The following is a 14,284-nucleotide window of genomic DNA, read 5'->3' on the forward strand; positions in this document are numbered from 1 at the left end:
GGGGCGTGGTGGGATGGGGGGATGCAGGCGTACCGGCTGGTGCGCCGGCCTGTCGAGACGGCCCGGGGGGACCGTCGGTCCGACGGGGCGGCGTTGGGGGGCGGTCGGCCCGAAGGTGAGGCCGGCGGCGGGTGGCGGGCCGACCCGGTGCAGGCCGAGGTCGTGGCGCACACCGACGGGCCGATGCTGGTCGTCGGCGGGCCGGGCACCGGCAAGAGCAGCGTCCTGGTGGAGGCGGTGGCCGCCCGGGTGGCCGAGGGGGTCGACCCGGAGCGGGTGCTGGTGCTCACCTTCGGCCGGCGGCAGGCCACCGACCTGCGCCGCCGGATCGAGGCCCGGGTGGCGGGCGACGGGCAGCGGGTGCTGCGCGAGCCGCTGGTGCGCACCTTCCCGGCGTACGCGTTCGGGCTGTTGCGCCGGGCCGCCGCCGAGCGGGGCGAGCCGTCGCCGCGCCTGCTCACCGGCCCCGAGCAGGATCTGATCATCCGGGAGCTGCTGGACGTGGTCGGCGAGGATCCCGACGACGACCCGGTCGGCTGGCCGGAGGACCTGCGGCCCGCCCTGCGTACCCGGGCGTTCGCGGCCCAGCTCCGCGACCTGCTGATGCGGGCGGCCGAGCGCGGGGTGGGCCCGGTGGAGCTGGCCCGGCTGGGCGAGCGGCTGGGCCGCGCCGACTGGCCGGCCGCCGCGCGTTTCCTGCGGGAGTACGTGGCCGTGCTCGCGCTGCGCGACGTCAGCAACCGCGGCTCGATCGCGTACGACCCGGCGGAGCTGGTCCGCGCCGCGACCGGCCTGCTGCTCGACGATCCGGAGCTGCTGGAGGCCGAGCGCCGCCGCCTCGCCCACGTCTACGTCGACGAGCTGGCCGACACCGACCCCGCCCAGCTCGACCTGCTCGCCGTGCTGGCCGGCGGCGGCAAGTCCCTGGTCGCGTTCGCCGATCCCGACTCGGCCACGTACGCGTTCCGGGGCACCGACCCGGCCGGGGTGGCCGCGTTCCCGCACCGCTTCCGCACCGCCTCCGGAGCACCGGCCGCGCAGGTCGTGCTGACCACCTCGTACCGGGCGGGGCCGGGGCTGATCGCCGCGACCCGGCGGCTCGCCGGCCGGCTGCGTGGCCCGGCGGCCCACCGGCGGCTGCGCCCGCTGCCCGACGCCCCGCCCGGCACGGTGGAAGTACGCACCTTCCGCTCGGCCACCAGCGAGGCCGCCTGGCTGGCCCAGGCGCTGCGGGCCGCGCACCTGCTCGACGGGGTGCCGTGGTCGCGGATGGCGGTGCTGGTGCGCTCGACGGCCCGGCAGTTGCCGTCGCTGCGCCGGGCCCTGCACACGGCCGGGGTGCCGACGGTGGTGCACGGCGAGGATCTGCCGCTGCACCTCCAGCCGGCGGTCGCCCCGCTGCTGCTCCTGCTGCGGTGTGCCCTGGAGCCGACCCGGCTGGACGAGGAGGCGGCGGTGGCGCTGCTGCACTCGCCGCTGGGCGGGGCAGACCCGCTGGCCGAGCGGCGGCTGCGCCAGGGGCTGCGGGCGCTCGCCCTGGCGGTCGGGGACCGTCGCCCCTCCGGCGAGCTGATCGTCGACGCGTTGCGCGACCCGGAGGAGTTGTCCGGGATCGACCGGCACTGGGCGGAGCCGGCGCAGGCGGTCGCCGGGCTGCTGGCCATCGCCCGGGAGGCGGCCCAGCGGCCGGGCGCCACCGCCGAGGACGTGCTGTGGGCGGTGTGGGACGCCAGCGGGCTGGCCGAGCGCTGGGCCGGCGCGATCACCCTCGGACGGGCGGCGACCGGGGAGCACGAGACCGCGCGGCGGTGGCGGGCGGAGGCCGCCGACCGGGATCTCGACGCCGTGCTGGTGCTCTTCGACGCGGCGGCCCGGTTCGCCGACCGGCTGCCCGGCGCGCGCACCGAGGTCTTCCTCGACCACGTGCTCGGCCAGGACCTGCCGGCCGACACGCTCGCGCCGACGGCGGACCGGGGCGAGGCCGTCCGGCTGCTCACGGCGCACGCCGCGAAGGGACTGGAGTGGGACCTGGTCGCCGTCGCCGGTGTGCAGGAGGGCGTCTGGCCGGACCTGCGGCTGCGCGGCACCCTGCTCGGCTCCGAGCGGCTGGTGGACGTGCTCGCCGGCCGCGACGCCGGCCACGACCTCGACGCCGGCCGCGATTCCGGCGAGGGTCGCCGGGGTTCCGGGGACGTCGGGCGGGCGGTCCTCGTCGGGCAGACCTCCGCCCTGCTCGACGAGGAGCGCCGGCTCTTCCACGTGGCGGTGACCCGGGCCCGCCGCCGGCTGCTGGTCAGCGCCGTCGCCTCGGCCGCGGTGGGCGGCGACGACCACGAGGAGCAGCCCAGCCGGTTCCTGTACGAGCTGGACCCGACCCCGCCGCCCGGCGGCGACGCCGGCGGCCCGGTCCCCGGCGGCGGCCCCGACCCCACCCCCGGCGGCGGGGCAGCCGAAACGGCGGGCACCGCCCCCGACACCGCCCCCGGCGGCGGGCGAGGCGGAACGGCGGGCACCACCCCCGGTGGCCCGGCGGGCATCCCCGGTGAGCCGGCCGGCGGCGCGGAGCCCGGCCGGGGGACCCTGCCGGTGGCCGGGCCGCCCCGGGCGTTGACGCTGCCGGCGCTGGTCGCGGAGCTGCGTACCGCCGTGGCCGATCCGGCCGCGCCCTACCACCGGCGCAGCGCGGCGGCGGCCGAGCTGGCCCGCCTCGCCGCCGCCGGGGTGCCCGGCGCGCACCCGGACGACTGGTGGGGCCTGCGCGGCCTCTCCGACGACCGGCCGCTGGTCGACGAGGGCGAGCCGGTGCGGGTCACCCCGTCGGGCATGGAGAGCGCGCTGCGGTGCAGCCTGCGCTGGCTGCTGGAGCGGCACGGCGGCAGCGGCCCGGCCAGCGCCGCGCAGGGGGTGGGCAACCTGGTGCACGCCGCCGCGATGCTCGCCGAGGACGCCAGCGCCGACCGGTCCGCGCTGCTGGAATACGTGGCGGCCCGGTTCGACGCGATCGAGCTGGCCGCCCGGTGGATGGTGGGCCCCGAGCGGGAGCGCGCCGAGGCGATGGTGGACAAGCTGCTGCGCTGGCTGGCGGGCAACCCGCGCCGGCTGCTGGCCATCGAGCACGAGTTCGCCGTCCGCCTGGACGACCCGCAGCGGCCCGTCGAGCTGACCGGCCGGGTGGACCGGCTGGAGGTCGATGCCGCCGGCCGGCTGGTGGTGGTCGACCTGAAGACCGGCAAGTCCACCGTGGTCACCGAGCGGGAGATCGGCGAGCACCCGCAGCTCGGGGCCTACCAGGCGGCGGTCGAGGCGGGGGCGTTCGCCGAGCACGGCGACGAGTCCGGCGGGGCGGCCCTGGTGCAGCTCGGCACGGGGGCGCGCGACGCCCGGGAGCAGAGCCAGCCGGCGGCGGGGCAGGGGCCGGCGGCCGGCTGGGCGACCGCGCTGGTCCGGCGCACCGCCGATACGATGGCCGCCGCCACCTTCGCCGCGGTCGCCAACTCCACGTGCCGGGTCTGCCCGGTGCGCACGAGCTGTCCGGTGTCCGGGCAGGGCCGCCAGGTGGTCGAGCCACCAGCCCCCCGGCGGGAGCAGCCAGAGTGAGCGCGAGGAGTGAGCTTGCGAGCCCCGCAGTCGCGAACTGAGATGAACCCGTGAGCCTGCGAGCCGCGCCGTCGCGACCTGAGGACGCCCCGTGACCCAGCCCGCCCTGTTCAGCGCCGCCGCCCCGGCGCCCCGGGCCGCCGACTCCGGGCCCCGCTACACGCCGGTCGAGCTGGCGAGGCTGCTCCGGTTGCCCGCGCCCACCCGGGAGCAGGCCGCGATCATCGCCGCGCCGGTCGAGCCGCTGCTGGTGGTCGCGGGGGCCGGCTCGGGCAAGACCGAGACGATGGCCGCCCGGGTGGTCTGGCTGGTGGCCAACGCGTACGTCCGGCCGGAGCAGGTCCTCGGCCTGACGTTCACCCGCAAGGCGGCCGGCGAGCTGGCGCACCGGGTGCGTACCCGGCTCGACCAGTTGGTGCGCCGGCTGGGGCGGCGGGGCCGCGACCCGCTCGACGACCCGCTGGCCGGCGAGCCGACGGTGTCCACCTACCACTCGTACGCGGGCCGGATCGTCACCGAGCACGGGCTGCGCGCCGGGTACGAGCCGTCCACCCGGCTGCTCACCGAGGCGTCCCGCTGGCAGCTCGTGGACCTGCTGGTGCGCAACTACGACGGCGACATGACCGGCGTGGACCGGATGCCCAGCACGATCACCGACGCGGTGCTGGCGCTGGCCGGCGAGCTGGACGAGCACCTGGTCGACCCGGACGCCCTGGCCGCCTGGACGGGCCGGTTCTTCGCCGACGTGCAGTCCCGCCCCGGCCGCGTCTACGCCGACGTGCGCCGGGCGCTCGCCCTCCAGCAGACCCGGCTGAAGCTGCTGCCGCTGGTCCGCGCGTACGGCCGGCGCAAGGACGACTTCGAGGCGATGGACTTCGCCGACCAGCTCGCCCGGGCGGCCCGGGTGGCCCGCGACCACCCGGCGGTCGGCGCGATCGAGCGGGACCGGTTCCGGGTGGTGCTGCTCGACGAATACCAGGACACCAGCCACGCCCAGGTGGTGCTGCTCAACGCGCTGTTCGGCGGCGGCCACCCGGTGACCGCCGTGGGCGACCCCTGCCAGTCCATCTACGGCTGGCGCGGGGCCAGCGCGGGCACCCTGGACCGCTTCCCGGCGGAGTTCGCCCGCGTCGACGGCACCCCCGCCGCCGTGCTGGGCCTGACCACGAGCTGGCGCAACCGCCCGGAGATCCTGGGGGTGGCGAACGCCCTGGCCACGCCGCTGCGGGCGGCGGGCGCCCGGGTGCCGGAGCTGCGCGCGGCGCTGAGCGTCGCCGAACCGATCCCGCACCGCACGCCGGGTGGCCTGGCCGCCGGCACCGTGCACTGTGCGCTCCTGCCGACGTACGCCGACGAGGCCGACTGGATCGCCGACAGCGTCCTCGCGGCGTGGCGGGGGGCGGCCGGGATGCCGGGCGCGTCGCCCGAGCACGTCCCGGTGCGGCTGCGGCCCACCACCGCCGTGCTGGTGCGGCTGCGCAGCCAGATCCCCGCCCTGGCCACGGCGCTGCGCGCCCGGGGGCTGCCGGTCGAGGTGGTGGGGCTGGGCGGGCTGCTGGACACCCCCGAGGTGCGGGACGTGGTGTGCACCCTGCGGGTGCTCGCCGACCCGACCGACGGGGCGGCGCTGCTGCGGCTGCTGACCGGGGCGCGCTGGCGGATCGGGCCGCGCGACCTGGTGGCCCTGCACCGGCGGGCCCGGTCGATCGCCGGCCAACGCCGCCGGCTCGCCGCCGGGGACGAGCCGGAGATCGCCGTGGACCTGCTCGACGAGGCCACCCTCGTGGAGGCGCTGGCCGACCTGGGGCCGGCGCAGGCGTACTCGGACCAGGGCTACGCGCGGCTGCGCGCGTACGGCGAGGAACTGGCCCTGCTGCGCTACCGGCTGGACCAGACGCTGCCGGAGCTGATCGCGGACGTCGAGCGGACCATCGGCCTGGACGTGGAGGTGGCGGTGCGGGCGGGCCGGGACGGCACCGGCGACGCCGGCCTGGCCCGGGGCCACCTGGACGCCCTCGGCGACGTGGCGGCCCGGTTCAGCGGGGAGTCCCCGGCGGCGACCCTGTCGGGGTTCCTGGCCTACCTGTCCGCCGCCGAGGACGAGGAACGCGGCCTCGCCCCGGGCGAGGTGGAGGTGGTCGACGGCGCGGTGCAGATCCTCACGGCGCACGCCGCGAAGGGCCTGGAGTGGGACGTGGTGGCGGTCGCCGGCCTGAGCCGGGGCGTCTGGCCGGGGCCGGTGCGCAACTCCGATCACTGGCTGGGCGGGCTGGGGGTGCTGCCGTTCCCGCTGCGCGGGGACGCCGACGGGCTGCCCGAGCTGGGCCTGGCCGACGCCGCCGACCAGCGCGCGGTGGCGCGGGCGCTGGCCGACTTCACCGACGCGTGGCGGGTGCACGACGAGCGGGAGGAGCGCCGCCTGGCGTACGTGGCGGTGACCCGTCCCCGGCGGCTGCTGCTCTGCTCCGGCTACTGGTGGGGCGAGGGGACGAAGCGTCCGCGCGGCCCGTCGGCGTTCCTGCGGGAGGTGCACGACGCGTGCTCCGGCGACGGGCTGCTGGTGGACCGGTGGGCCCCGGAGCCGGCCGGTGACGCGGTGAACCCGACCACGGAGGTGGTGCTGCGCGCCGAGTGGCCGGCGGATCCGCTGGGCGGGCGTCGTCCGGCGCTGGCCGAGGCCGCCGCGTTGGTGCGCCGCTTCCTCGCCGACCCGGACGCCGCACCGGCCGCCACCGGTGGCGGGGCCGCCGTTCCGGACGGCGGACCGGCCGCTCCTGGTGGCGGGGCCGCCGTCCCGGGTGGCGGATCCGGCGGCCCCGACGGGGGGCGGGGGCCGGTCGTCGCCGAGGACCCGGAGGTGGCGCGCTGGCGGCGGGAGGCCGACCTGCTGCTCGCCGAGCGGGCCGAGCTGGTCGCCGGGGCGGGGGCGGTCGAGGTGGCCCTGCCCGGGCAGCTCTCCGTCACCCAGCTCGTCGCGCTGCGCCGCGACCCGGCGGAGCTGGCCCGCGCCCTGCGCCGGCCGATGCCCAGCGCGCCGAACCCGTACGCCCGGCGGGGCACCGCGTTCCACACCTGGCTGGAGCAGCGCTTCGGCGCGGACCGGCTGCTCGACGTGGACGAGCTGCCCGGGGCGGCCGACGCCGACGCCGCGCCGGACGAGGCGCTCGCGGAGTTGCAGGCGCGCTTCCTGGCCGGCGAGTGGGCGCAGCGGGTGCCGGTGGAGGTGGAGGTGCCGTTCGCCACGGTGATCGCCGGGGTGGTGGTGCGGGGCCGGATGGACGCCGTCTTCGCCCGGCCGGGCGGGCGGTTCGACGTGGTCGACTGGAAGACCGGGCGGCAGCCCTCGGGGGCGGCGGCCGAGGCGGCGGCGGTGCAGCTCGCCGTCTACCGGCTGGCCTGGGCCGAGCTGGCCGGGGTGCCGGTCGACCGGGTCGGCGCGGCCTTCCACTACGTGCGGGACGGCGCGACCGTCCGCCCGGCGGACCTGCTGGACGCCGACGGCCTCACCGCGCTGGTCGCGGCCGTGCCGGAGGTCGCCCGCGACCAGGTCGCCGCAGGCGCCGACGCCGCGGCGGGCGGTGCGCGGCCGGCAAGTTCCCGGTGACGGGCGACGGGCGGCGTGATCCGTGATAGCCTGGCTGCGTTGCAGTTATGGTTCCCAGAGACTCTGTGTGCGCCTGGCGGATTGTGGCCCCAGGCGCTCTTTGTTGTGTCCGGAGTTCTCCGGGCGGGGCGAACCAGAAGCGACAGGCGGTCCGCGCACCCCGCGCGGAGCGCTCCTCTTCGGGCCCGCAACAGGTGCGGGTCCGACGTTCCGTCAAGGAGACGAAACACATGGCAATTGGCACCGTCAAGTGGTTCAACGCTGACAAGGGCTTCGGCTTCATCACCCCGGACGGCGGCGGCGCCGACGTCTTCGCCCACTTCTCGGCGATCCAGACCTCCGGCTACCGGAGCCTGGACGAGAACCAGCGGGTCGAGTTCGAGATCACCCAGGGCCAGAAGGGCCCGCAGGCGGAGAACATCCGCCCGCTCTGATCTCCGGCACCCGTTCCACCCGTAACATCCGTCGCGCCCTCCGGGCGTGACGACGTGGCCGGTCCGCCCCTCGTGCGGCGGGCCGGCCACGACCCCATTCGGTTCGTGCTTGTGAGTCCCGGCGGCCCCGTCCGCCGGTCGACAGCGCCGCCCCGGCGCCCTCCCTCGACACGTGCCGCGTCGAGGAAGGCTCTGCCATGACCACCGTTCTGCCCTCTTTCTCCGCCACCGGCCTGGCGCCGGCGCTGCTCGCCGAGCTGACCACGCAGGGCATCACCGAGCCGTTCCCGATCCAGGCGGCGACGCTGCCGGACTCGCTGGCCGGCCGGGACGTGCTCGGCCGGGGCCGCACCGGCTCGGGCAAGACCCTCGCCTTCGGGCTGCCGCTGCTGCACCGCACCGCCGGCCGTCGCGCCCGTCCGGGGCGTCCGCTGGCGCTGGTGCTGGTGCCGACGCGTGAGCTGGCCCAGCAGGTGACCACCGCGCTCGCCCCGTACGCCCGGGTGCTGGGGCTGCGCGTCGCGACCGTGGTCGGCGGCCTGTCGCTGGGGCGGCAGGCGGACGCGCTGCGCGCCGGCGCCGAGGTGGTCGTCGCGACCCCCGGCCGGCTGCACGACCTGATCAACCGCGGTGACGCCCGGCTCGACCAGGTGGCCGTGACGGTGCTGGACGAGGCCGACCAGATGGCCGACATGGGCTTCCTGCCGCAGGTCACCAAGCTGCTGGAGCAGGTGGCCGGCGACGGCCAGCGGATGCTCTTCTCCGCCACCCTCGACGGCGGCGTGGACAAGCTGGTCCGCCGGTTCCTCACCGACCCGGTGTCGCACTCGGTCGACCCGGGTACCGCCACGGTCACCGCGATGACGCACCACGTGCTGCACGTCGAGGCGGAGGACAAGCCGGCCACGCTGACCCGGATCGCGGCCCGCGAGGGCCGCACCATCCTGTTCATGGGCACCAAGCACCGCGCCGACCGGCTGGCCCGGCAGCTCCTCGCCAAGGGCGTGCGCGCGGCGGCCCTGCACGGCGGCAAGTCGCAGCCGCAGCGCACCCGGATCCTGGAGCAGTTCCGCACGGGCCAGGTGACCGCGCTGGTCGCCACCGACGTGGCGGCCCGGGGCATCCACGTCGACGGCCTCGACATGGTGGTCAACGTCGACCCGCCGACGGAGGCGAAGGACTACCTGCACCGGGGCGGGCGCACGGCGCGGGCCGGCGAGTCGGGCACGGTGGTCACCCTGGTCCTGCCCGAGCAGCGCCGGGAGGTGTCCCGGCTGATGGCCACCGCCGGCATCCGGCCGCAGGCCACCCAGGTCCGCCCGGGCGAGGAGGCGGCGCTGGCCCGGGTCACCGGCGCCCGGGAGCCGTCGGGCGTGCCGGTGACCGTCGTCGCCCCGCCGCCGCAGCGGTCCGCCCCGGCGACGTCGGGCCGGGGCTCCCGGTCCGCCCGCGCCGCCCACGGCGCGGCCGCGTCCGGCGGCGCGCCCCGTCCCGCCGGCGCGCAGGGCGACACCCCGGCCGGCCGCGACGCGGCGGCCGGCGAGGGCCGGCGCGCCGGGCACCGCGCGTCGGGCCGGTCGCGTCGCCCGCGTCGCCCCCGTTCCGCCTGACCGTCCGCCGGTCGGGAGCCGCACCCCTGCCTCTGGCTGATTCGAAAACCAGGCGTGCCTGAGCCGATAATCAGGAGGCTGAGTCGGGAATCAGGCAGGCGCGGGTCCGATCGGCGACTGTCGCCCGCGCGCCTGGTGGACGATGCTAGCCGTGGGGGAACACGGCCGGTGGGGACCGGCCTTGCTGGGGGGAGGAAGACCATGACGGCCGACGTCGAGTCGGGGGCGGCACGGGAGTTGCTGGTGGTGCTGGCGGTCGCGGGGGCGGGACTGCTGCTTGCCACGGCGGCGGCCTTCTCGCCGTGGCATCCCGCCCGGAGCGCCCGACCGCCCGCCGGGGTGGTGGGGCTGCACAACCCGGACGGGGCGGACGCGAAGCTCACCGGCGCGGTCATCGAGGTGACCGACCGGTCCGCCGGCTGAGCCCGCGCCGGTCCGCCGGCCGAACCCGTGGCGGTCCGCCGGCTGAGCCCACACCGCTCAGCCGGCGGACCGCCCGGTCAGGCCCCGCCGACCGGGTCGACGACGGGCGTCCTGGCCGTCGCCCCGGCCCCGTCCCGCGCGGTCGGCGTCGGGTCGTCCTCCCCGGTGAGCAGGGCGGCCAGGGTCGTGTGGTCCACCACCAGGGCGATCGCCCCGTCGACCGCCAGCCACACGTCGCGCAGCCCGGCGGCCACCCCGTGATAGCCGGCCACCTCGGCCGGCAGGCCGCGCACCGAGGTGAGCGACCCGCCGACCGCGCGGAGCACGTCCCCGACGCTGATCTCGGCGGCCGGCCGGGCCAGGGCGTAGCCGCCGTCGGTGCCCCGGTGGCTGAACAGCAGCCCGGCCCGCCGCAGGTCGAGCAGGATGCCCTGGAGGAAACTCAGCGGGATGGCCTGGCTCTCGGCCAGGGCCGCCGCCTTGACCAGCTCGCCGCCGGGCGCGGGGCGCGGGCTGCGGGCCGCGGCGGCGACGGCCAGCATGGCCCGGAGCGCGTAGTCGCTGCGCGCGGAGACGTACACGTCACTGCCCGGCCTGGTCCAGCACGCCCCAGCGGCGTCGGATCGCCTGGTCCGCGGCCCCGAACGCGGCGTCGACCCCGAGGCCGACGACCAGGATGACGATCATCGTGGAGAGCAGCCAGGGCGCGTCGGCCAGTTCCCGGGCGTACGTCAGTTGCGCGCCGAGCGAGGTCTGCGAGATGCCCACCACGATCAGCTCGCCGGCCATCAGGCTGCGCCAGGAGAACGCCCAGCCCTGCTTGAGCCCGGCGACGATGGCGGGCAGGGCGGCCGGGGCGATGACGTACCGGTAGAGGTTGAGCCCGCGGGCGCCGAGGTTGCGCCCGGCCCGTTGCAGCAGCGGCGGCACGTAGTCGACCCCGCTGATCACCCCGTTGGCGATGGACGGGGCCGCGCCGAGCACCACGACGAAGAAGATGGCCTTCTCGCTCAGCTCGAACAGCAGGATCGCCAGCGGGAACCAGGCGATCGACGGCATGGTCTGCAACGCGGTGATCATCGAACCGATGGCCGCCCGCAGCACCCGGAACCGGGCCACGGCGAGGCCGAGCAGCAGGCCGACGCCGACGGAGAAGACGTAGCCGAGGGCGGCCCGGCGCAGGGTGGTGACCAGCCCGTCCCAGAGCTGCGCCCCGCTGGCCTGGCGGACCAGCTCCTGCCAGACGGGGCCGGGCCCGGGCAGCGAGTACGGCGGCCAGATCTCCGCCCACACCACGACCTGCCAGGCGGCGATGGCGATGGCCAGCGCGGCCAGCTTCGGCCAGGTGGACGCCCAGATGGTGGCGGCCCGGGTGGTCGTCTTCTGCCGGCCGGCGATCTCCAGCGCGTCGAGGCCGGAGATCTCGGCGTCGGCGCGCGCCTCGGCGATCGTGTCACTGGCCATGGCGGCCCACCTCCGTACGGAGCCGGTCGGTGACGTCGGCGGCGATCGACGCGATCTCCGGGGAGTCGATGCGTCGGGGCCGGGGCACGTCGACCCGGGTGGAGTAGATGATCCGGCCGGGCCGGCTGGAGAGCAGGATGATCCGGTCGGCGAGCCGCGCCGCCTCCCGGACGTTGTGCGTCACGAAGAGCACGGTGAGCTTGCGCTCGGCCCAGATCCGTTCCAGCTCGTCGTGCAGGATGTCGCGGGTCATCGCGTCGAGCGCGCCGAACGGCTCGTCCATCAGCAGGACCGGGGTGTCCAGGGCGAGGGTGCGGGCGAGCGCGACCCGCTGCCGCATGCCGCCGGAGAGCTGGTGCGGGCGCTTGCGCCCGAACTCGGCCAGGTGCACCGTGCGCAGCAGCTCGGCGACCCGTTCCCGGCGCTGCGCCCGGGGCAGCCGGCGCAGCTTGAGCGGCACGTCGACGTTGCCCTCGACGGTGAGCCACGGGAAGAGGGCGGACTCCTGGAACATCAGGCCGGGGTTGACCCCGTCGCCCAGCTCGATCCGCCCGCTGCTGACCTTGTCCAGGCCGGCGACCAGGTTGAGCAGGGTGCTCTTGCCGCAGCCGGAGGCGCCCACGAGGCAGACGAACTCGCCGGGGGCGACGTCGAGGGAGACCCCGTCCAGGGCGAGGACGGCGTGCTCGCCCTGCCCGTACACCTTGGTGACCCCGTGCAGCGCGACCGAGCCGGTCGCGCTGCGGGGCGTCGTCGTGGTCGACGTCATGGTTGGACGACCTCGGGCTTGCCCTGGTTCTTGAGCACCTCGTTGAGGTACTTCAGGTCGTAGAGCCCGTCGAGGCTGACCGGCTGGGTCAGCTCGACGGCGACCGCGTGGTCGAGGCCGGCCTTCAGCGAGGAGGCGATGGGGTCGTTGGTGAACTCCAGCGTCGGCCACGCCTGCTTGATCAGCTTCACGTCGAGCGGCTTGCCGGTGATCTTGCCGATGTGGTCGGAGATGGCCTGCTGCGACTCGTCGGGCCTGGTGTTGACGAACTCGTTGGCCGCCACCTGGCCCTCGACCAGCTTCTTCACCACGTCGGGGTGGGCCTTGAGGAACTTGGTAGAGACGATCAGGTTGGTGATGACGAACTTCTTGTCCGGCCACAGGTCGCGCTCGTCGACGAGCACCTTGCCGCCGGCGTTGACCAGCCGGGAGACGAACGGCTCGGGCACCCAGGCCCCGTCGATCGCCCCGCTGCTGAACGTCTCCACGGTCTGTGCGTTCTCCTGGGGGACGACCCTGACGTCGCCGCCGCCCTCCTTGGTGGCGGTCAGGCCCTTCTCCCGCAGCCAGTAGCGCAGCGCCACGTCCTGCGTGTTGCCGAGCTGCGGGGTGGCGATCTTCTTGCCCTTGAGCTGCTCGACGGAGGTGATCTCCGGCTTGACCACCAGGGCCACGCCGCCGGACGCCGCACCGGAGATCACCCGGACCGCCTCGCCCTTGGACTTGGAGAACGCGTTCACCGTCGGGTTCGGACCGATGTACGTCGCGTCGAGCGCGCCGGAGAAGATGGCCTCGATGGCGGCCGGGCCGGCGTTGAAGGTCTTCGTCTCCAGCTTGACGTCGCCGCCGAGCTTCTCGGCGAAGATGCCCTTCTCCACCCCGACGACCGCCGGGGCGTGGGTGATGTTGGGGAAGTAGCCCAGCCGGAGCGCGACCGGGCCGGAGCCGCCCGCGGCCGCGCCGTCGTCCTCGCCGCAGGCGGCGGTGGCACCCAGGGTCGCCGCGCCCACCACGGCGAGGGTGGCCAGGGTGACCGTCCGACGGAGGGGTAGCCGTCTCATCGTCTGTCCAATCCGCAGTATTCCTACTTAGTTGGTAGGAAGACTGGGGGCAGGTCCTGGCCGGCGTCAAGGGCCGTCCACATCGCGGGATTCGCGCTCGAAATTATTCCCGTTTTTCCTACCTTCTTGCTAGGTTTGGCCGCGCCTGCCGGCGGTTCGGCGGCGCACCCGCGGCGCGGAACCCGCAGCCGCCGCGGTGCGGAGAGCCCGACCCGCGCGCCGGGCGGAGAGGCGGTCGACGTGACCTTCCACTGGTTCCTCCCCACCTCCGGCGACGGGCACCAGGTCGGCGCCGCCACCGTCACGGCCGGCGCGGCCCGGCACGAGCGGGCCGCCACCGTCGGCTACCTGGCCGAGGTCGCCCGCGCCGCCGAGGCGGCCGGCTTCGCCGCGCTGCTCACCCCGGTCGGCTCCGGCTGCCCCGACCCGTGGATCGTCTGCGCCGCAGTCGCCCAGCACACCGACCGGATCGGCCTGCTGGTCGCGGTGCGGGCCGGATTCGCGCTGCCCACGCTCGTCGCCGCCCAGGCCGAGGCGTTCCAGGCCGTCTCCGGCGGGCGGCTCGCGCTCAACGTCGTCACCGGCGGCGACCCCGCCGAACAACGGGCGTACGGCGACTTCCTCGACCACGACGACCGGTACGCGCGCACCGGCGAGTTCCTCGACGTGCTCCGCCGCACCTGGCGCGGCGTGCCGTTCGACTTCGCCGGCGCGCACTACCGGATCGCCGGCGGCGGTCTGCCCGCCCCGCTGGCCGACCCGCCGCCCGTCTACCTCGGCGGGGCGTCCCCGGCCGCCGAGGCGGTGGCGGCCCGGCACGCCGACGCGTACCTCATGTGGGGTGAGCCGCCGGCCGCGGTCGCCGCCCGGGTGGCCCGGGTGCGGGCCCTGGCCGCCGAGCGGGGCCGCGCCCTGCGCACGGGCCTGCGGCTGCACGTCATCGCCCGGCCGACGGCCGGCGAGGCGTGGGCGGAGGCCGACCGGCTGCTGGCCGGGATGAGCCCCGGGCGGATCGCCGCCGCGCAGGCCCGGTTCCGCCGGATGGACTCCGTCGGCCAGGCCCGGATGGCCGCCCTGCACGGCGGGACCGTCGGCGCGCTCACCGTCGCGCCGAACCTGTGGGCCGGGATCGGCCTGGTCCGCGAGGGCGCCGGCACCGCGCTCGTCGGCAGCTACGCCGAGGTCGCGGCCCGGATCGACGAGTACGCCGCGCACGGCGTCGACGAGTTCGTCCTCTCCGGGTGGCCGCACCGCGAGGAGGCCGAGCGGGTCGGCGCGGAGGTGCTGCCCCGGGTCGCCGCCGTCGCACCCGTGGGCTGAGC

General features: G+C 76.6%; 10 protein-coding genes. 6 read left to right on the forward strand and 4 right to left on the reverse strand.

What is annotated here, in order from left to right:
• Positions 1 to 21: 21 nt before the first annotated feature.
• The 5 genes from HDA31_RS03250 to HDA31_RS03270 all read left to right on the forward strand — a co-directional run bounded on the left by HDA31_RS03250 (position 22) and on the right by HDA31_RS03270 (position 9,668).
• Complete coding sequence (locus HDA31_RS03250) at positions 22 to 3,597, forward strand: ATP-dependent helicase (protein ID WP_181019397.1); 3,576 nt, start codon at positions 22 to 24, stop codon at positions 3,595 to 3,597.
• Between the two features lie 91 nt (positions 3,598 to 3,688).
• Positions 3,689 to 7,201 (forward strand): ATP-dependent helicase, encoded by a 3,513-nt coding sequence (locus tag HDA31_RS03255; RefSeq protein ID WP_178066333.1) that lies wholly within the window; start codon positions 3,689 to 3,691, stop codon positions 7,199 to 7,201.
• Positions 7,202 to 7,431: 230 nt separating this feature from the next.
• Positions 7,432 to 7,635, forward strand: a complete 204-nt coding sequence (locus HDA31_RS03260) for a cold-shock protein (protein ID WP_043965813.1) — start codon at positions 7,432 to 7,434, stop codon at positions 7,633 to 7,635.
• Between the two features lie 197 nt (positions 7,636 to 7,832).
• A complete protein-coding gene (locus tag HDA31_RS03265) occupies positions 7,833 to 9,245 on the forward strand; it encodes a DEAD/DEAH box helicase (protein WP_178066332.1) in 1,413 nt (470 codons plus the stop codon).
• A gap of 201 nt (positions 9,246 to 9,446) precedes the next feature.
• Positions 9,447 to 9,668, forward strand: coding sequence for a hypothetical protein (locus HDA31_RS03270; RefSeq protein ID WP_074472651.1), 222 nt, complete (start codon positions 9,447 to 9,449; stop codon positions 9,666 to 9,668).
• A 77-nt stretch (positions 9,669 to 9,745) separates the two neighbouring features.
• Here the strand turns inward: HDA31_RS03270 and HDA31_RS03275 are convergent, their stop codons facing one another.
• From HDA31_RS03275 to HDA31_RS03290, 4 genes are read right to left on the reverse strand one after another with little or no spacing between them, the layout of a single operon-like run.
• Positions 9,746 to 10,249 carry an RrF2 family transcriptional regulator gene (locus tag HDA31_RS03275; RefSeq protein WP_178066331.1) on the reverse strand — a complete coding sequence of 168 codons (504 nt, stop codon included), beginning with the start codon at positions 10,247 to 10,249 and terminating at the stop codon, positions 9,746 to 9,748.
• Position 10,250: 1 nt separating this feature from the next.
• Positions 10,251 to 11,132: an ABC transporter permease gene (locus HDA31_RS03280; RefSeq protein ID WP_043965819.1), complete on the reverse strand. Its 882-nt coding sequence runs from the start codon at positions 11,130 to 11,132 to the stop codon at positions 10,251 to 10,253.
• Entirely contained in the window at positions 11,122 to 11,901 is a 780-nt protein-coding gene (locus HDA31_RS03285) for an ABC transporter ATP-binding protein (RefSeq protein WP_074472653.1), read from the reverse strand. The genes HDA31_RS03280 and HDA31_RS03285 overlap by 11 nt, the downstream gene beginning before the upstream one ends.
• Positions 11,898 to 12,962, reverse strand: coding sequence for an ABC transporter substrate-binding protein (locus HDA31_RS03290; protein ID WP_178066330.1), 1,065 nt, complete (start codon positions 12,960 to 12,962; stop codon positions 11,898 to 11,900). Before HDA31_RS03290 ends, HDA31_RS03285 begins: the two co-directional genes overlap by 4 nt.
• Before the next feature lie 240 nt (positions 12,963 to 13,202).
• Here HDA31_RS03290 and HDA31_RS03295 point away from each other — a divergent pair, with 240 nt between their 5' ends.
• The gene (locus HDA31_RS03295) at positions 13,203 to 14,282 is read left to right on the forward strand and encodes an LLM class flavin-dependent oxidoreductase (RefSeq protein ID WP_178066329.1); all 1,080 of its coding nucleotides are present in this window, start codon (positions 13,203 to 13,205) and stop codon (positions 14,280 to 14,282) included.
• Positions 14,283 to 14,284 lie beyond the last annotated feature (2 nt).

Source organism: Micromonospora carbonacea (genome assembly GCF_014205165.1).
Lineage (GTDB): Bacteria > Actinomycetota > Actinomycetes > Mycobacteriales > Micromonosporaceae > Micromonospora > Micromonospora carbonacea.

Excerpts from the sequence above, each read along its gene's own strand:
- HDA31_RS03285 (WP_074472653.1), bottom strand. The coding sequence starts at position 11,901 with ATGACGTCGACCACGACGACGCCCCGCAGCGCGACCGGCTCGGTCGCG.
- HDA31_RS03260 (WP_043965813.1), top strand. The coding sequence starts at position 7,432 with ATGGCAATTGGCACCGTCAAGTGGTTCAACGCTGACAAGGGCTTCGGC.
- HDA31_RS03250 (WP_181019397.1), top strand. The coding sequence starts at position 22 with ATGCAGGCGTACCGGCTGGTGCGCCGGCCTGTCGAGACGGCCCGGGGG.
- HDA31_RS03265 (WP_178066332.1), top strand. The coding sequence starts at position 7,833 with ATGACCACCGTTCTGCCCTCTTTCTCCGCCACCGGCCTGGCGCCGGCG.
- HDA31_RS03290 (WP_178066330.1), bottom strand. The coding sequence starts at position 12,962 with ATGAGACGGCTACCCCTCCGTCGGACGGTCACCCTGGCCACCCTCGCC.
- HDA31_RS03280 (WP_043965819.1), bottom strand. The coding sequence starts at position 11,132 with ATGGCCAGTGACACGATCGCCGAGGCGCGCGCCGACGCCGAGATCTCC.
- HDA31_RS03270 (WP_074472651.1), top strand. The coding sequence starts at position 9,447 with ATGACGGCCGACGTCGAGTCGGGGGCGGCACGGGAGTTGCTGGTGGTG.